At 65.4% G+C, this 17,091-nt stretch carries 17 protein-coding genes; 9 read left to right on the top strand and 8 right to left on the bottom strand.

Annotation, left to right across the window (positions count from 1 at the left end):
- Nucleotide 1 precedes the first annotated feature (1 nt).
- Nucleotides 2-853, top strand: coding sequence for an amidohydrolase (locus tag GGD61_RS15820; RefSeq protein ID WP_092251720.1), 852 nt, complete (start codon nt 2-4; stop codon nt 851-853).
- Nucleotides 854-926: 73 nt separating this feature from the next.
- Here GGD61_RS15820 and GGD61_RS15815 read toward each other — a convergent pair whose 3' ends face one another.
- Together GGD61_RS15815 and GGD61_RS15810 are read right to left on the bottom strand one after the other, a co-directional pair.
- Nucleotides 927-2,156, bottom strand: coding sequence for an ABC transporter substrate-binding protein (locus GGD61_RS15815; protein WP_183230887.1), 1,230 nt, complete (start codon nt 2,154-2,156; stop codon nt 927-929).
- A 115-nt stretch (nt 2,157-2,271) separates the two neighbouring features.
- Nucleotides 2,272-3,198 carry a class I SAM-dependent methyltransferase gene (locus tag GGD61_RS15810; protein WP_092251722.1) on the bottom strand — a complete coding sequence of 309 codons (927 nt, stop codon included), beginning with the start codon at nt 3,196-3,198 and terminating at the stop codon, nt 2,272-2,274.
- Nucleotides 3,199-3,329: 131 nt separating this feature from the next.
- Here GGD61_RS15810 and GGD61_RS15805 point away from each other — a divergent pair, with 131 nt between their 5' ends.
- From GGD61_RS15805 to GGD61_RS15785, 5 genes are all read left to right on the top strand, one after another.
- A complete protein-coding gene (locus GGD61_RS15805) occupies nt 3,330-4,367 on the top strand; it encodes a ligase-associated DNA damage response exonuclease (protein ID WP_092251979.1) in 1,038 nt (345 codons plus the stop codon).
- Nucleotides 4,364-6,238, top strand: coding sequence for an ATP-dependent DNA ligase (locus tag GGD61_RS15800; protein WP_092251723.1), 1,875 nt, complete (start codon nt 4,364-4,366; stop codon nt 6,236-6,238). Before GGD61_RS15805 ends, GGD61_RS15800 begins: the two co-directional genes overlap by 4 nt.
- Before the next feature lie 306 nt (nt 6,239-6,544).
- Nucleotides 6,545-6,850 (top strand): DUF6460 domain-containing protein, encoded by a 306-nt coding sequence (locus GGD61_RS15795; RefSeq protein WP_018320831.1) that lies wholly within the window; start codon nt 6,545-6,547, stop codon nt 6,848-6,850.
- Nucleotides 6,851-6,871: 21 nt separating this feature from the next.
- Complete coding sequence (locus GGD61_RS15790; protein WP_092251725.1) at nt 6,872-7,606, top strand: MBL fold metallo-hydrolase; 735 nt, start codon at nt 6,872-6,874, stop codon at nt 7,604-7,606.
- A gap of 3 nt (nt 7,607-7,609) precedes the next feature.
- Nucleotides 7,610-8,935: an MATE family efflux transporter gene (locus GGD61_RS15785; RefSeq protein ID WP_092251727.1), complete on the top strand. Its 1,326-nt coding sequence runs from the start codon at nt 7,610-7,612 to the stop codon at nt 8,933-8,935.
- Nucleotides 8,936-8,982: 47 nt separating this feature from the next.
- On the opposite strand, the gene GGD61_RS15780 is transcribed toward GGD61_RS15785, so the two are convergent.
- Together GGD61_RS15780 and GGD61_RS15775 are read right to left on the bottom strand one after the other, a co-directional pair.
- Nucleotides 8,983-10,080 (bottom strand): quinone-dependent dihydroorotate dehydrogenase, encoded by a 1,098-nt coding sequence (locus GGD61_RS15780; RefSeq protein WP_092251729.1) that lies wholly within the window; start codon nt 10,078-10,080, stop codon nt 8,983-8,985.
- The gene (locus GGD61_RS15775) at nt 10,077-10,421 is read right to left on the bottom strand and encodes a DUF952 domain-containing protein (RefSeq protein ID WP_018320827.1); all 345 of its coding nucleotides are present in this window, start codon (nt 10,419-10,421) and stop codon (nt 10,077-10,079) included. The genes GGD61_RS15780 and GGD61_RS15775 overlap by 4 nt, the downstream gene beginning before the upstream one ends.
- Nucleotides 10,422-10,740: 319 nt before the next feature.
- On the opposite strand from GGD61_RS15775, the gene GGD61_RS15770 reads away from it, so the two are divergent.
- Nucleotides 10,741-11,391 carry a helix-turn-helix transcriptional regulator gene (locus GGD61_RS15770; RefSeq protein WP_018320826.1) on the top strand — a complete coding sequence of 217 codons (651 nt, stop codon included), beginning with the start codon at nt 10,741-10,743 and terminating at the stop codon, nt 11,389-11,391.
- A 51-nt stretch (nt 11,392-11,442) separates the two neighbouring features.
- Here the strand turns inward: GGD61_RS15770 and GGD61_RS15765 are convergent, their stop codons facing one another.
- Complete coding sequence (locus GGD61_RS15765) at nt 11,443-11,934, bottom strand: DUF3237 domain-containing protein (RefSeq protein WP_092251731.1); 492 nt, start codon at nt 11,932-11,934, stop codon at nt 11,443-11,445.
- A gap of 29 nt (nt 11,935-11,963) precedes the next feature.
- Nucleotides 11,964-12,407, bottom strand: a complete 444-nt coding sequence (locus GGD61_RS15760; RefSeq protein ID WP_183230886.1) for an ester cyclase — start codon at nt 12,405-12,407, stop codon at nt 11,964-11,966.
- A 115-nt stretch (nt 12,408-12,522) separates the two neighbouring features.
- On the opposite strand from GGD61_RS15760, the gene GGD61_RS15755 reads away from it, so the two are divergent.
- Together GGD61_RS15755 and GGD61_RS15750 are read left to right on the top strand one after the other, a co-directional pair.
- Nucleotides 12,523-13,134 (top strand): TetR/AcrR family transcriptional regulator, encoded by a 612-nt coding sequence (locus GGD61_RS15755; RefSeq protein WP_177236866.1) that lies wholly within the window; start codon nt 12,523-12,525, stop codon nt 13,132-13,134.
- 106 nt (nt 13,135-13,240) lie between these two features.
- Nucleotides 13,241-13,993, top strand: coding sequence for a carbonic anhydrase (locus GGD61_RS15750; RefSeq protein WP_092251737.1), 753 nt, complete (start codon nt 13,241-13,243; stop codon nt 13,991-13,993).
- 111 nt (nt 13,994-14,104) lie between these two features.
- Here GGD61_RS15750 and GGD61_RS15745 read toward each other — a convergent pair whose 3' ends face one another.
- Nucleotides 14,105-15,748, bottom strand: coding sequence for a lysine--tRNA ligase (locus GGD61_RS15745; RefSeq protein ID WP_092251739.1), 1,644 nt, complete (start codon nt 15,746-15,748; stop codon nt 14,105-14,107).
- 183 nt (nt 15,749-15,931) lie between these two features.
- Nucleotides 15,932-16,867, bottom strand: a complete 936-nt coding sequence (locus GGD61_RS15740) for a transporter substrate-binding domain-containing protein (RefSeq protein WP_092251981.1) — start codon at nt 16,865-16,867, stop codon at nt 15,932-15,934.
- Nucleotides 16,868-17,091: the final 224 nt, after the last annotated feature.

The raw sequence follows: 17,091 nt of genomic DNA, 5'->3' as shown, positions 1-17,091 counted from the left end.
CATGATCATCGACGCCCATCAGCACTTCTGGGATCCGGCGCGCGCCGATTATCCCTGGATGGCAGCGGACGAGCTGGCGCCGATCCGCCGTGCCTTCGGTCCGGCCGATCTCGCCCCGCTGTTGAAAGCGAACGGCATCGGCGCCAGCATCGTGGTGCAATGCCGCTCCGCGCTGGAGGAGACCGAGGAATTCTTGCGCATTGCGCACGAAAATCCCTTCGTCGTTGGTGTGGTCGGCTGGGCTGATCTGACGGATGGTACGCTTGGCGAAACGCTTGATCGGCTTCGCGCTTCACCCGGCGGCGGCAAGCTGGTCGGCATTCGCCACCAGGTCCACGATGAAGCCGATCCCGATTGGCTGCTGCGCGAGGACGTCCAGCGCGGCCTCACCGCATTGTTCGCCCGCGACCTCACCTACGATTTCCTCGTCCGCGCCCGCGAGCTGCCGTCGGCGATCGCAACCGCTCAGGCCTTTCCGCAAGCGCGGTTCGTGCTCGACCACGCGGCCAAACCGCCGATCGCCGACGGCGGCAGCGCCGAGTGGGCCGATCGCATCGCCGCGCTTGGAGCTTGCGGCAATGTCTGGTGCAAGATCTCCGGGCTCGCGACCGAAGCGGTCTGGAACGACTGGGATGCGGAACGCCTGTTTCCGTTCGTCGCGCACGCCGCGAGGTGTTTTGGCGAAGACAGGCTGATCTTCGGCTCGGACTGGCCGGTGTGCCTGCTTGCGGGGAGCTATGGCGAGATCAAGAGCGCGCTGGAAGCCTGTCTGGCGCGGCTTGGCCCGCAGCTGCGGGACAAGGCTTTTGGTGCGAATGCGACGCGGGCGTATCGGCTGGCGATCGCGCCTTAGCGTCTGAGCGCGCTCTTGCTTCCTGCCTCTCCTGGCAAAGCAGGAGAGGGGAAGCAGCGGCGTGCGCCCCAGCTTACTCCGACATTGGCTTGTCGGAGATGTCCCAGTCCTTGCCGGTGAAGGTGGAGATGAAGAGCGTCTTCATCGGCGTGTAGTCCCCGGGCGTGTAGCTGTAGGTAACGCCGTCGAGGAAGTAGGGCGAGTGGAAGCCCGCCAGCGTCGAGGCTTGCTTCAGCACGTTGGCGCGGGTGAGGTCGTCGCCGCAGCGACGCAGGATCTCGCCCATGGTCACGGCTTGTCCATAGCCGGCGAAGGCGATGGTGTTGTCGGGGTCGATGGCCGGCGTGTATTTCTTGCGCAATTCCTCGAACGCCATCACGTCGGGGTCCTTCTCCCATTTGGGCAGGCCGACCTCCTTGTTGTAGCGGATGGCGACGATGCCGGTGGCATTCTCGAGGCCCGCGGCATTGAGGATCGAGCGGCCGGTCGAGCCGGCGGAAAGAAGCTGCAGCGGCTTCCAGCCGAGCTCGGCGACCTTGCGGATCGACTGCGACGACGCCTTGCCGGTCGAGATGTTGTAGAAGACGTCGGCGCCCGACTTCGAGAGGTTGATGAGCTGGGAATCGACGGTCGGCTCGGTGAGATCGTAGGTCTGCTCCATGATCACCTTTGCGGTGCCGCCGGCGTCCTCCAAAACTTTCTTGAAGGGACCGAGGAAGTCGCGGCCAAAGTCGTCGTTCTGGTAGAGGATGCCGATCTTGGCATTCGGCTTCACGCTGACGACGTGCCGCGCCAGGATGCGCGCCTCGGTCGGATAGAGCGGCAGGCCCGCCATCGTCCATTTGAACTCTTTCGGGTTATTCCACTTCGACGCGCCGGTGTTGATCAGCAGCTGCGGCACGCCCTTGGAGTTCAGGTATTTGTGCACGGCGGTCTGCGGCGCGGTGCCGAGCGAGCCGTACAGCGCGAGCACTTCCTCCTGCTCGACCAGGCGCCGCGTCGCCTCGACGCATTTCGGGGCGCTATAGGCATCGTCCATGGTGAGAAACTTGACCTTGCGCCCGTTGATGCCGCCCTTCTCGTTCAGCATCTGGAAATAGGCCTCGCCGATGCGCCCGAGCACGCCGTAGAGCGAGCCGGGGCCGGAATGCGGCACGGTCTGGCCGATCTTGATCTCGGTGTCGCTGGCGCCGGCATCGTATTTCTTCTCCGCAGCCCAGACGTAAGGCGCGGGCAAGGTCGATGCGGCGATGGTGGCGAGCGCGGCGGCGCTGAAATCGCGCCGCGATGGATTTTTGGTCATTGTTGTTTTCTCCCTAATGCCCGCATTGTGCTGGCAGGGCCGCGCGGCTCGCAAGTGGGAAGTCACGGCTTTGCGACGCAATGACGCTCAAATCACGGGGCGTTAGCGCCTAAACTCAAGTTTTTTCGGCAACGATCACAAGGCCGCGCACCGGCTCGTTGTTCTCGATCCGAGGCGAGGCCGGCTCCAGCGTCAGCAGCTTGAGCCCGGCCTTGGCGATCGCGCCGCGCACATATTCCGCCGAATGGGCATAACGCAGGCCTTCGCCGAGAACGATGCCGCTGCCGTCATGCGTCTCCAGCGTGAAGGCGAGCACGCCGCCGCATACGAGCACGCGCCTGGCTTCGCTCAGCACCGGCGCGAGATCGGAGAGATAGACGAACGCATCCGCAGCGACGACGAGGTTCGCGCATCCGTCGTCCTTGCTGCGCAGGCCGTCGATCATGTCGGCGACTTCGAGCTCGGCATAGAGGTTGATGGCGCGCGCCTCCTTGATCATGCCGGGCGACAGATCAATGCCGATGAAATGGTCGACCTGTTTGGCGAAGGCGGCGGCCGCGAGGCCGGTGCCGCAGCCGAGATCGATGGTGCGCTTGAAGAAGGCTGGCTTCTTCGCCGCGACGCGCGCGGCCAGCACCGCCTTGAAGATCAATGCGGGGGCGCGGTAGCCGAGATCGTTGATCAGCGCATGCTCGAAGCGTGGCGCGTATTGATCGAACAGCGCCTGCACGTAAGCCTTGGGCATCTCCGACATCTCGGCGTCGCCGAGCCGCATCAGATGCAGGCCGGCGCCGTGCTGGTCATCAGGATCGGAATCGCGCGCCTTGCGGAAAGCCTCGATCGCCTTGTCGCGCTCGCCGAGCTGCTGACGGATCTCGCCGAGCGTGAACCAGGCCGAGGTGAAGTTCGGCGCAAGCTCGATCGCCTGCTCTATGAGGTCAGCGGCGGCGGGCAGGTCGCCCTTGAGCTGGAGGTCGCGCGCGAACTCGAAGCGGCGGTCGGCCATGAGATCGCCGGAGGTCTGGAACAGGCGGAGGGGCATTGGGAACCAACACTCGTCGTGCCGGCTCGCCGGCAATCCATCAAAAAAGCAACTGTTTAAGTGGATGGAGGCGCGGGTCAAGTCCGCGCATGACGGGTGAATTGGAGGCGCTCGCTTCCTATATGACCACCATGCGCCCCCAAGACATCCTGCTGCCAGTTGCTGCCGGCCTGTGCTGCAAGCCCGGCGGCTTCCATATCGACCCCGTCCGCCCGGTCGAGCGGGCCGTGATCACCCACGGCCATTCCGACCATGCCCGCGCCGGCCATGGTGCGGTGCTGGCGACGCAGGAAACGCTGGACATGATGCGGCTGCGCTACGGCGAGAATTTTGCCGGATCGACGCAAGCCATCAACTATGGCGAGGAGATCCGGCTCGGCGACGTCTGCGTGAAATTCCACCCGGCCGGCCACGTGCTGGGATCGGCGCAGATCGCGGTGACCTGCAAGGACACCTGCATCGTCGCTTCCGGCGACTACAAGGACGCGCCCGATCCGACCTGCACGCCGTTCGAGCTGGTGCCCTGCGACGTCTTCATCACCGAGGCGACGTTCGGGTTGCCGGTATTCCGGCATGGCGATGCGAGCGACGAGGTGAATAAGCTGCTCGCCTCGGTCACGCTGTTTCCGGAGCGCGCGCATCTCGTCGGCGCCTATTCGCTCGGCAAGGCCCAGCGCGTGATCGCGCTGCTGCGCGCGGCCGGCTATGACGCCCCGATCTATCTGCATGGCGCGATGGAGAAGATCACCGAGTACTACCAGAGCCGGGGCATCGATCTCGGCGAGCTCAGGCCAGTGAAGGGCGTGAAGAAGGCGGCGCTCGCCGGCACCATCACGCTGGCGCCGCCCTCGGCCACTTCCGATCTCTGGACGCGGCGGTTTCCCGATCCCGTCACCGCGTTCGCATCGGGCTGGATGCGCGTGCGCGCCCGGGCGCGGCAGCGTGGCATCGAGCTGCCGCTGGTGATCTCCGATCATGCTGACTGGGACGGCCTCACCGCCACCATCGCCGCGACCGGCGCCGGCGAGATCTGGGTCACGCACGGCCAGGAAGATGCGCTGGTGCATTGGTGCCAGAGCAGGGGCCTGCGCGCGCAGCCGCTCGATCTCGTCGGCTATGGCGACGAGGAGGAGAGCGAGACACCGGCCACAGACGAGGCCGAAGCATGAACCGCTTCGCCGAACTCCTGGACCGTCTCGCCTACGAGCCCGGCCGCAACAACAAGCTGCGGCTGCTCACCGGCTATTTCCGCGAGGTTGGAGACCCCGACCGCGGCTACGCGCTGGCCGCGCTCACCGGCGCGCTCAGCTTCAAGCACGCCAAGCCCGCCCTGATCCGCGATCTCATCGCCGCGCGCACCGATCCGGTGCTGTTCGGTTTGAGCTACGACTATGTCGGCGATCTCTCGGAGACGGTGGCGCTGATGTGGCCGAAGGCGCAAAACAATTCGCAGTCTTTTCCGGGCCACCCCTCTCCCCCGCCCTCCCCCACAAGGGGGGAGGGAGCGCAGCGCAGTGCGGCGTTGTCAGCGAGCACAACATCTCTCAGCGATTTCCAAAGTGAGGGACGCACGAGCCTCTCCGTTCCCTCCCCACTTGTGGGGGAGGGTCAGGGAGGGGGGTCCCGCGGGCGAGATGCTGATGAGTCCCCTCACGCCCGCAACCACAACAACCCGCCGCCGCCGACTCTGACCGAGGTCGTCACCACGTTGCGCACGCTCGGCAAGACCGAGCTGCCGAAGCAGCTCGAGCGCTGGCTCGACGAGCTTGATGAGACCGGCCGCTGGGCGCTGCTGAAACTCGTCACGGGCGCGCTTCGGATTGGTATCTCCGCGCGACTGGCGAAAACGGCGGCGGCCGCGCTCGGCGACAAGGATCCGCATGAGGTCGAGCTGATCTGGCCTGGCCTTGCGCCACCCTATCTCGACCTGTTCGCATGGCTGGAAGGCCGTGCCGAAAAGCCGGTCAACCGCGATCCCGCGCCGTTCCGGCCCGTGATGCTGGCGCATGCGATCGAGGACAGCGATTTCCAAAGCCTCGATCCCGCCGACTACATCGCCGAATGGAAATGGGACGGCATCCGCGTGCAGGCGGTGGCAGGCCGCGATGATCGCGGCCACATCACGGCGCGGCTCTATTCACGCACCAGCGAGGACATCACGGGGAGCTTTCCCGATCTCGTGCCGTCGCTGCGCCTGCCCGGCGCGATCGACGGAGAGCTCTTAATCCTGCGCGAGGGCCGTGTGCAGAGCTTCAACGTCCTGCAGCAGCGGCTGAATCGCAAGGTTGTCTCGCCAAAGCTGATCAAGGAATTTCCGATTCACCTGCGCGCTTACGATCTGCTCGGCGACGACGAGAACGATTTGCGCGAGCTGCCGTTCGCGGAACGGCGCGAGCGGTTGGAGACGTTCGTGAGGAAGCTCGACGATCCCCGCATCGATCTGTCGCCCACCGTTGCCTTCTCAAGCTGGGACGCGCTCACCGCCGCACGCGCCGATCCCGCAAGCGCCGGTGCCGGCGAAGACGCGGACGCCGTCGAAGGCGTGATGCTGAAGCGACGCGATGCGCCGTATTTGCCGGGCCGGCCGAAGGGCCAGTGGTGGAAGTGGAAACGCGATCCGCACATCATCGATGCCGTGCTGATGTATGCGCAGCGCGGCCACGGCAAGCGCTCGTCCTATTATTCCGACTACACCTTCGGCGTCTGGACCGCGGGCGAGGGCGGCGACGAGCTGGTGCCGGTCGGCAAGGCCTATTTTGGCTTCACCGACGAGGAGCTCTTGCAGATCGACCGCTTCGTCCGCCGTAATACCACGGAAAAGTTCGGCCCCGTCCGCCACGTCGTGCATGAGGGCGACAAGGGCTTGGTTCTGGAGGTGGCGTTCGAGGGCCTGCAGCGGTCGCCGCGCCATAAATCCGGCGTCGCCATGCGCTTCCCCCGCATCAGCCGCCTGCGCTGGGACAAGCCGCCGCGCGAGGCCGATCGGCTGGAGACGCTGGAGAGGATGCTGAAGGCGGAGGCGGCGGAGATTGAGATGTGAGTGCGTTTTATGAGAGCGCTCGATTGTCGCCGAGGCGGAGATGCGCTCCCTCTCCCGCCTGCGGGAGAGGGTTGGGGAGAGGGCTGTCTCCGCGATGGGACAATCCCCTAGAGGAGAAAGCCCTCACCCGCGCCTTCGGCGCGACCTCTCCCGCAAGCGGGAGAGGTTGGCGCCCGCGGCCGGCAGCGCTCCCAAACCGAGGCTACCCGAATTAAACTCCCGTAACCCGATTGACGGTCCGTCACGGGTTCCCCATGTGCCTCGCCGTGCCCTATAATGGGTCGAATCCGCCTACAGGAGTTTGAGATGGTCCAAGACGTCAGAGATTTGCCGGCCGGCCGCAACGACGGGCTGAACCGCTTTCTCGGCGGCTCGCCGCTGGCGGTCGCGTTTCGCCTGGTCCTGCTCTCGATCCTGGTCGGCGTCGTGCTCGCCGCGATCGGCTTCGATCCCTGGAACATCCTCACCAGCATTCGCCTCTTGTTCCAGCGTCTCTGGGATCTCGGCTTCGACACCATCAACTGGCTGTGGCGCTACTTCCTGCTCGGCGCAGTCATCGTGATCCCGATCTGGCTGCTCTCGCGCGTGTTCGGCACGCCGCGCGGCCGGTGAGATTTTGAAGGTCCGCAGCCGATGCAATTGCGTTTTGTCGGCTGCGGCGATGCTTTCGGCTCCGGCGGCAGGCTCAATACCTGCTTCCATGTCTCGGGGCGCGAGGCCAACTTCCTGATCGACTGCGGTGCGTCGGCTCTGCCGGCGCTGAAGCGGCTCGAGATCGCGTGCGAGGACATCGATCTCATCCTGATCACGCATTTCCACGGTGATCATTTTGCCGGGCTGCCGTTTGTCCTGCTCGACGCGCAATTCTCGCGGCGGACGCGGCCGCTGACGATCGCGGGCCCGCAAGGCATCGAGACGCGGCTCGGCGAGGTGATGGATGTGTTGTTCGAGCATTCCTCAAAGACGAAGCAGCGCTTCGAGCTCTCCGTCGTCGAGCTCTCGCCCGAGCAAAACCGGACTTTCGGTGCCGTGACGGTGACGCCCTATCCGGTCGTGCACGGCGAATCCGGCGGCCCCTTCCTCGCCTACCGCGTCGAGGCCGAGGGCCGCACACTCGCCTATAGCGCCGATACCGAATGGACGGAGACGCTCATTCCGCTGGCGCATGGCGCGGATCTTTTCATTGCCGAGGCCTATATGTACGAGAAGGTGGTGAAGAACCATCTCAGCCTGAAGACCTTGGAACAGCATCTGCCCGACATCGGCGCCAAGCGGCTCGTCCTCACCCATATGAGCGACGACATGCTGTCGCGCCTCGACACGCTGCCCCATATGGCGGCCGAGGACGGCATGGTCGTCGTGTTCTGAACCATGCACGCGCCCGTCCATCCCAAAGTCAGCACACGTGAAGTGTTCGCCATCGCCGGGCCGGCGATGGTCGCGAACCTGACCACGCCACTGATCGGCATTGTCTCGACCACGGCGATCGGCCGCCTCGACGATGCCGCGCTGCTTGGCGGCGTCGCGATGGCCTCGGTGATCTTCGACTGCCTGTTCTGGCTGTTCGGCTTCCTGCGGATGAGCACGCTCGCCTTCACCGCGCAATCGCTGGGCGCGGGCGACACGCGCGAGCCGACCGCGATCCTGGCGCGCGGCTTCATCGTTGCCGGCCTGATCGGCGCCGCGCTGATCGTGCTGCAACTGCCGCTGGCCGCCGCGCTGTTCGACCTCATGGGCGGCAGCGAAGGTGTGACGCAGGCCGCGAAGACCTACTTCAAGGTCCGGATCTGGTCGTCGCCGTTCGCGCTCGCCAATTACGTCATCCTCGGCTGGCTGATCGGCCAGGCGCGCGCCAGTTCGGCCTTGATGCTTCAGGTCGTCATCAACCTCGTCAACATGGCGGCGACGATCCTGCTGGTGCTGGTCTACGACTCCGGCATCGCCGGTGCCGCGATCGCCGCGCTGTTGTCGGAAGCGGTCGGGTTCGCCCTCGGCGTGATCGTCTGCCGCCATTATGCCGATGGCGGCTTCGCCGTGCCGTACGCGACCCTGCTCGACCGCGACAAGCTGTTGCGGATGCTGGCGGTGAACACCGACATCCTGATCCGCACTGCGGCGCTGATCGCCGTATTCCTGTTCTTCACCGCCAAGGGCGCGCAGGCCGGCGACGTCACGCTGGCCGCCAACTCCGTGCTCAACAATTTCCTGCTGGTCAGCGCTTTCTTCCTTGACGGTCTCGCCAACGCAGCGCAGCAGCTCTGCGGCCGCGCCGTTGGCGCGCGCGATGCAAAGGGCTTTGCGGATTCGACCCGGCTGGTGCTGCTATGGGGGCTCGGCTTCGCGCTGGTGGTGTCGGGACTGTTCGCGCTGTTCGGGCCCGCCTTGATCGATTTCATGACGGCGAGTGACGACGTCCGCCGTGCCGCGCGCGAATTTCTGCCGTTCGTCGTGCTCGTGCCCATCCCCGGCGTGTTCGCCTTCGGCTTCGACGGCATCTATATCGGCGCGACCTGGGCGCGCGAGATGCGCAATCTGATGCTGGCTTCGCTGCTGATCTTCCTCGCCGCCTGGTGGGCGCTGCAATCGCTCGGCAATGCCGGGCTGTGGTCGGCGCTGATGGCCTCCTACCTCTCGCGCGGCGGCTTGCAGGCCGCACGCTATCCCGCGCAGTTCAGGGCGACGTTTTCGAAATCGTAGAAGAACCGTAGCCCGGACGATGACTGCGTTCGGGGCACGAGACTTTCCTACATCCCCGGCCAGTCTTCCGCTGTGAGCGTCGCCGCATCGGCGCCAACGATCTCGGACAGCGAATCCCGGCCGGTGCGGAGCAGCGTCGAGGTGAGGTCGCGCTTGATCTCGTCGACGAGGCCGAGGCCCTTGTAGATCAGCGACGAATAGAGCTGGATCAGGCTCGCGCCGGCACGGATCTTGGTCAGCGCGGCACCGCCCGAATCCACGCCGCCGACGCCGATCAGCGGGAACGCTCCTTCGACGCGCACATAGGTCTCCGCGACCATGCGCGTCGACAGGCGGAACAGCGGCCGGCCGGACAGGCCGCCTTGCTCCTTGGCGCGCATCCCCTCCCGCAGCGTGCTCGGCCGCGCGATCGTCGTGTTCGACACGATCATGCCGTCGACCCGGCGCGAGCGCGCCACCTGCACGACGTCGTCGAGCTGGGCGAGGCTCAGATCCGGCGCGATCTTGAGCAGCACCGGCGTGTCGCCGGCCTTCTGACGCACACGCTCGCGCGCGTCGATCACCCTGGCCAGGAGATCGTCGAGCAGGGCGCCTTCCTGCAAATTGCGCAGGCCCGGCGTGTTCGGCGAGGAGACGTTGACGGTGAAATAGCTCGCGACCGGCGCAAAGGTCTCGATCAGCTTGACGTAATCGGCGACGCGGTCCGGCGAATCCTTGTTGGCGCCGACATTGACGCCGACGATGCCGCCATGCTGCGCGCGCGCGGCGAGCCGGCGCAAGGCGACGTCCGCCCCGTCATTATTGAAACCCATGCGGTTGATGACGGCCTCATCGCGCTCCAAACGAAACAGCCGCGGCCGCGGATTGCCGCTCTGCGGCCTCGGCGTCACCGAGCCGATCTCGACGAAGCCGAAGCCGAGCCGCAGCAACGCGTCCGGCACCTCGGCGCTCTTGTCGAAGCCCGCGGCCATGCCGATCGGATTGGGAAAGTTGAGCCCGAAAGCGCGCATCGCAAGCTTGGGATCGTCAGCGCGCGGCTTGACCGGCGGCAGGAAGCGCAGGCCCTGGATCGCGAGGCGATGGGCGTCTTCCGGATCGAGCCAGCGCAGCACCGGCAGCGAAAAGGCGTCGAAAGCGCGGATCACGGCAGCAGCTCCGGAGTGTCGTGGCCGCCGTCCGAGCGGATGTTGAGGTTCATCACCGACAGCACCGCGCCGAGGTCGAGCTCGCCATAGAGATGTGGAAACAGCTCGTCATTGCGCGAGCGCTCCCAGCGCAATTCGCTGCCGAGCGCGTCGCCGTCGACCTCGACCAGGAACAGCGCGCGCTGTCCGACATAGTGCTTGCGCAAGGTCTCGGGAACCTGAGCAGCGGTCGAGAAATGGATGAAGCCGTCGCGCGCATCGTCCGCGCTGCCCCGGTAGACACCCTGCCGTTCCGCCTCACGCCAGGCCGAGGCCGGACAGATTTTGTAGATCTTGACCACCGCTTGCGCAGCCCTGTTTGCTCTTTGAGTCAGCTCTTTGAGTTTCTTGGGTTTTTTCGCCGCGTGCGGGCCCCCGAAACCCGGGCGCGACCGTAAAGGCCGCCCCTTCCGAACTCAAGGCTTAGAGCCTATTCCGCTCCGATGAAATCGGAACGGGTCTCTAAATTCCTGTTTTGGCGCGTTTTCTTGCGGCGTTTTCCTGGGGCCAGCCGGTATCCATTTCGCTTGAGGGCGGCTGCCCCGCTGCCTCTTGCGCGAAAAACGGAAAACCGGTTGATTTGAGGATAGTTTTCCTGAGTTGCGACGGGCTGGACCTTGCATGGTCAGGCAGGCCAAAGCGCAGAGGATACTGACGCACGACCAGATCTGGGTCGCCCTGGATCGGTTGGCGGCGCGCGCCGGTCTGTCGCCGTCCGGTCTTGCCAAGCGCGCCGGGCTCGATCCCACCACCTTCAACAGGTCCAAGCGCGTCACCTCCGACGGCCGCGAGCGCTGGCCCTCGACCGAATCGATCGCAAAGGCGCTGGCCGCGGCCGAGTCCTCGATCGAGAGCTTTGCGCGGCTGATCGACGATGACGCCGGCGACGGCCGCTCGGTACCGCTGCTCGGCTTCGCGCTGGCCGGCGCGAGCGGCGCTTTCGATGAGGCCGGCTTTCCATCCGGCAAGGGCTGGACCGAAATCGCGCTTCCCACCGAGGACAGCCACACCTTTGCGCTGGAGATTTCCGGCGATGCGCTGCTACCCGCCTATCGCGACGGCGACCTCATCCTGGTCTCACCCGGCGCACCGATCCGCAAAGGCGATCGCGTGGTGGTGAAGACCAGGGCGGGCGAGGTGATGGTCGCGACGCTGGGGCGCCGCACCGCGAAGGCGCTGGAGCTTCAATCGCTCGATGCGTCGCAGGCCGGGCGCACCATGGCGGCGAGCGATGTGGCGTGGATGGCGCGCATCATGTGGGCGAGCCAGTGAAGGCGAGGGGACTGCTCACGTGCAACGTACTCAACGGATCCACGGAAGCTCTCACAGCACCTCGAAGACCTTGTAGGCGACGGCGCCCTCGACGAGATAACCCTTGCCGACACAGACGATGTCATTGACCCAGGCGTAGGTCTGCGAGCCGGTCTCGAACAGCGGATTGGTACGGAAGTAATATCCGGCGGGATCGACCTTGGTGCGTCGCGCGGGATCCGCCATCTCAGCGCGCAAAGCCTGCGGCGTCACCCAGCGGCCGCCATAGGTCATGTAGATCAGCTCGCCATCATGCGTCCGCAGCGACAGGCGGACATCGAGCGTCATGGTGCCATCGGCGCGGAACAAGGCCCAGTCGCCGCCGCCCCGCAGCACCTCGCCGCGCAGGCGCGGGCCTTCGAACGAGCCCTTGGCCGCCCCGAACAGCACGCGCTGCCCGACCGGCCCGGCGCCGAAATTAAGGCGCGGATCGAGGTCGACAACGATGTCGAAGAGAAGTCTGGTCGCGAGGTCACCGACGGGCTTGATGCGGGGATCGGCCATGATCTGACGCTCCTGTTGCGTGGATGGAGTTACGCCGCCTGCGTCGCTTCGCCGAACAGCTTGCGCCTGACCGCGTCGGTCGAGACGCCGGATTGGGCGCAGAGCTCGGAGAGATCGAAGACGAAGCGCTCATACGCGATCTTGTCGTCGCGAAAGGCGAAGGCGATGAACACCGGCAGCTCGGCGCGACGGCCGTTCGGCACGGCCCCGAAGCGATCCCCCGTCATCGTCATCCGCGCGGTGCCCCAGCAGACCAGCGTGCCGGCGGAATTGGCGTGGCCGTCGAGGGTGACGTGATAGTCCGGGAAGGACTTGAAAAAGCTTGTCAGGATGCGCTTGTTTTCGGCAAGACCCTGCGCCCTCGTGCCGAAGGCCGGCGTCTCCAGCACCATGTCGGGATGCAGAACCTCCAGCGCCGCAGCGACATCCTGCCGGCTCTTCGCGATCGCCAGCCCTTCCGCCAGCTCGAACATGCGTTTTGCCGTCCATGGCTACCTCGACAATTTTTACATTCTGTTCGTCTAATACATACATCATGTATATTATATGCGGTTTGATACCGACGCGTCAAGCGTTAGGTTGCGCGCGATGCGGGCGAAGGATCCTCCGAGAAGTCGTCGGGAAGAGTACAGCGAGGCCACCAGGCAGGCGCTGCTCGATGCCGGCCGCGAAGCGTTTGCAGCCCACGGATTTCAGGCCGCCGGCATGGAGGCGATCTCGCGGGCGGCGCGGGTCACGCGCGGCGCGTTCTACCATCACTTCGAGGACAAGAAGGCGCTGTTCGACGCCGTCGTCGTCGCCATGCAGCGCGAGGCGGCCGGCAGAATCGAGATCGCGGCGCGCAATGAGCGCAAGATCTGGGATCGACTCAGCGCCGGCATCGACGCCTATCTCGACGCCTGCGAAGAGCCGGACTACGCGCGCATCGTCATCCAGGAAGCGCAGGCCGTGCTCGGCGAGCCGCGCTATCGCGAGATCGAGGAGACCTACCCGACCGCGCTCCTGATCGCGACGCTGCGGGCGCTGAAGCGCGATGGCGAGTTGCACGTGGACGATGTCGATCTGCTCAGCCGGATGATCGACGCCATGATCTGCAAGATCGGACTGCTGCTGCCCCACGCCGAGGATTCCAGGAAGCTGCGCAGAAACGGGCAGAAGATCGTCGCGGCCATGCTGGAGACCTTTCGCCAGAAGGTCTGAATCGCTTCCGGCTCGCGTCACTCTTGCATCGCCATTGCGACTCACCGCCGCTCTCGCATAGGTTGCGGCCGATATTGCCAGTCAAATTCATCTCTAGGGGAATACGATGAATCGCCGTCGCGCATTGAAGGCTCTCGCGGGTCTTGCGCTTTGTCCGCTCTGCAAGCCGGCCTTCGCAGCCGAAGGCGCGCATTGGAGCTATGAGGGCGTCGGCGGTCCGGCCAAATGGGGCGATCTCGATGCGGCCAACAAGGCCTGCGCGGTCGGCCTGCAGCAGTCGCCGATCGACATCGAGGGGACGATCAAGTCGCAATTGCCGGTTCTGAAGCTGAACTGGGGCAAGAGCGCCGACACGATCGTCAACAACGGACACACGATCCAGCTCAACTTCGCCGAGGGCAGCACGTTGATGCTCGGCGACGTCAAGTACAAGCTGCTTCAGGTGCACTTCCACCGGCCGAGCGAGCACATGATCGGCGGCAAGAATTTTCCGATGGAGGCGCATTTCGTCCATCGCAACGAAGCCGGCGGCCTCGCCGTGGTCGGCGTGCTGATGGCCGAGGGCAGGCCGAACCCGGCGTTCGGCAAGATCGTCAAGACCATGCCGGCGGCGGAAGGCCCGGCGGTGAAGGCGGATGCGAGCATCGATCCGCACGCCATGCTGCCGCAAAAGCTGAGCTACTTCCGCTATCCCGGCTCGCTGACGACTCCGCCCTGTTCGGAAGTGGTCGAATGGCTGCTGTTGACCACGCCGATTCAGGTGTCCGCCGCTGACGTCGCCGCGTTCGCAAAACTCTATCCGATGAACGCGCGCCCAGTGCAGAAGGACAACCGGCGCTACGTGCTGAAATCGATTTGAGCTGAAGCAAACGGTCCGTAGCCCGGATGGAGCGCAGCGTGATCCGGGACCAGGCGTGCAATTTGCGAGAACCCCGGATTGCGCTTCGCTCCATCCGGGCTACCTCTTGCCTCACGCGCTCCGCGCCAGCGCGCCGTCGATCATGTTGACCGCGTTCTGCACCCCGTACACCGCGACGAAGGAGCCGAAGCGCGGGCCCTTCTCCTGGCCGAGCAGGACCTGATAGAGCATGTTGAACCAGTCCAGCGTGACGCCGGGACGGCCGTCCTTGCCCTTCTTGACCTGATCGAGGAACGGCTCGCGGCGGCCGATCTCGTAGACGACGTTCTGGATGTCCTCGGCCGATGCGTCCTGCGCAAGCTGTGACAGCGCATCGCGCAGGTCCTGCAGCGCGCTGCGCTCGGTGTCCGAGGGCACGCGGAACTGCTTCGTCGGCGCGACGAAGTCGCGGTAGTAATTGATGGCGTAGCCGACCATCGCATCGAGCTTGGGATGCGTCTGCGGCGAGACGCCCGGACGATAACGGCCGATGAAACCCCACAGCGTCTCGGCATTCTCCGCGTTCGACGACGACACCAGCGTCAGCAGGAGCTGGAAGGTGACGGGCATGTCGCCCTGCGGCGGCTTGCCGTTGTGGATGTGCCAAACCGGATTGCCGAGCTGCTGCTTGCCATCCTGCCTGGCGAAGCCGTCGATGAACTGCTGATAATCGTCGACGTTGCGCGGGATGACGTCGAAATACAGCCGCTTGGCCGCCTTGGGCTCGCGATACATGAACAGCGACAGCGATTCCGGCGAGGCGTAGCGCAGCCACTCGTCGATGGTGAGGCCGTTGCCCTTCGACTTCGAGATCTTCTGGCCCTGCTCGTCGAGGAAGAGCTCGTAGTTGAAACCTTCGGGCGGCGTGCCGCCGAGCGCCCTGGCGATCGCGCCCGAGAGCTTCACCGAATCGATCAAATCCTTGCCGGCCATCTCGTAGTCGACGCCGAGCGCGACCCAGCGCATCGCCCAGTCGGCCTTCCACTGACACTTGACGTTGCCGCCGGTGACGGGCGTCTCCACTTCCTGGTTCGTGTCGGGGTCGACATAGGTCACGGTGCCGGCGGCGACATCGCGGCGGATCATCGGCACTTGCAGCACGACACCATTGGTCTTGCTGATCGGCAGGAACGGCGAATAGGTCGCGCGGCGATCGGGTCCCAGCGTCGGCAGAATGATCGCCATCACCTTGTCGTAGGCAGCCAACATCTTGAGCAGCGTCGCGTCGAAGCGGCCGGACGTATAATAGTCGGTCGAGCTCGCGAACTCATAGTCGAAGCCGAAATGATCCAGAAACGCGCGCAGGCGCGCGTTGTTGTGCGCACCGAACGAGGGGTACTCGTTGGAGAACGGATCCGGCACCCGCGTCAGCGGCTTGCCGAGATGCGCGGCCAGCATCTCCTTGTTGGGGACGTTGTCCGGCACTTTGCGAAACCCGTCCATGTCGTCGGAGAATGCGAGGAGGCGCGTCTTGACCTTGTCCTCGGTCAGCACGCGGAAGGCATGCCGCACCATCGAAGTGCGCGCGACCTCGCCGAACGTGCCGATATGCGGCAGGCCGGATGGTCCGTAGCCGGTCTCGAACAGCACCTCGTTCTTCGGGCTTTTCTTCAGCCGCGCGACGATGGCCTTCGCCTGTTCGAACGGCCAGGCGTTGGATTGTTCGGCGAGCGCGCGCAAATCGCTCGGGCTCATGTTGGGATCGATAACGGACATCAAGGGGGCCTCCGGGCCGCGGAAAATAGCGATTTCCGGGCAGAATGCAAAAGTTGCGGAGCAACTATCGCGGGGATCGTAGGGTGGGCAAAGCGAAGCGTGCCCACCACCTCAAAGACGTGGGACACGGCGCTGACGCGCCTTTGCCCACCCAACGGCAGTTTGCTCGTCGCGAGCGCAGGGCTAAAACGGGCTCACCGAGAAATACCGCAGCCACAGATCGGTGTAGCGGCCTTTTTCCCAGACGCGGAACAGGGCCCAGTTCAGGGCCTGGCGCAGCACGTCGTTGCCCTTGCGCACGGCGATGCCGATGCCTTCGCCGAAGAAACGGCTCTCGACGAAGGGGCCGCCGGAGAAGGCGCAGCAATCGCCGGAATCGGTGCCGTTGATCCAGAACGCCAGCGAGATGGCGTCGCCGAAGATGAAATCGACCTCACCCTTGCGAAGGGCGGCGCGCATTGCGTCGTCGTTGGGATACGGGTGCAGCTCGGCGTCGGTGAACATCGCCTTGAGATAGGCCTCGTGCGCGGAGCCGGCGATGACGCCGACTTTCTTGCCCTCGAGATATTCCGGGCGGATCTCCGGCATCACCGCGTCCTTGCGCGAGGCGAAGCGCGCCGGCACGCGGTAATAGGGGTCGGTGAAGTCGACGCGGGCGCGCAGCTGCGGGCTGACCGCCATCGAGGCGATGATGGCATCGCCGCGGTTGGAGGAGAGCGCGTCGACCAGCGTCTCGAAGCGGCGCATCTGCACGGTGCAGGTGACCTTGATCTCCTCGCACAGCGCGCGGGCCAGATCGACGTTGAAGCCGGCCGGGTTGCCGTCGGCGCCGGTGAAATTGAACGGCGGATAGTCGGTCTCGGTCAGGAAGCGGATCACGGTCAGGCGCGACAGGTCCGGCCGCTCCGGTCGCCGCCGCGGGTCCCAGAACCCGGGCACGGCCTGCGGGGCGGCCTGGGGCGCGACCTGCGGCGTGGCCTGAGGCGCCGCCGGGGGCCGCTTGGCGGGCGCCTGGGCCTGGGCGTCGGGCAAGCCCATGAGCAGGCAGGCGCCGACGGCCAGCCCCGCCAGCAAGCTACGGGCAGATTTGGGCGATTTCGCCTGTTGCGATGGAGCCATCGGCCGGAAATGAACGAATTTCATTGGGATCGGAGGGCGTTATAGACCATCCCGACGGGAACGCGAGCATGGAATGCAGCCAAGTCGAGGTGCGCTCCCTCTCCCGCTTGCGGGGGAGGGCCGGGGTGGGGGTATCTCCGCGGGCGAGCCCCAATGTGGAGAGAGCCCCACCCGGCGCGCTGTGCGCGCCGACCTCCCCCGCAAGCGGGAGAGGTTGCACCGAG

The sequence above is a fragment of the Bradyrhizobium sp. SBR1B genome, assembly GCF_014198205.1.
Classification (GTDB): domain Bacteria; phylum Pseudomonadota; class Alphaproteobacteria; order Rhizobiales; family Xanthobacteraceae; genus Bradyrhizobium.
The sequence above is the reverse complement of the archived record's forward strand: the minus strand, read 5'-3'. Positions and strand labels throughout refer to the sequence as shown.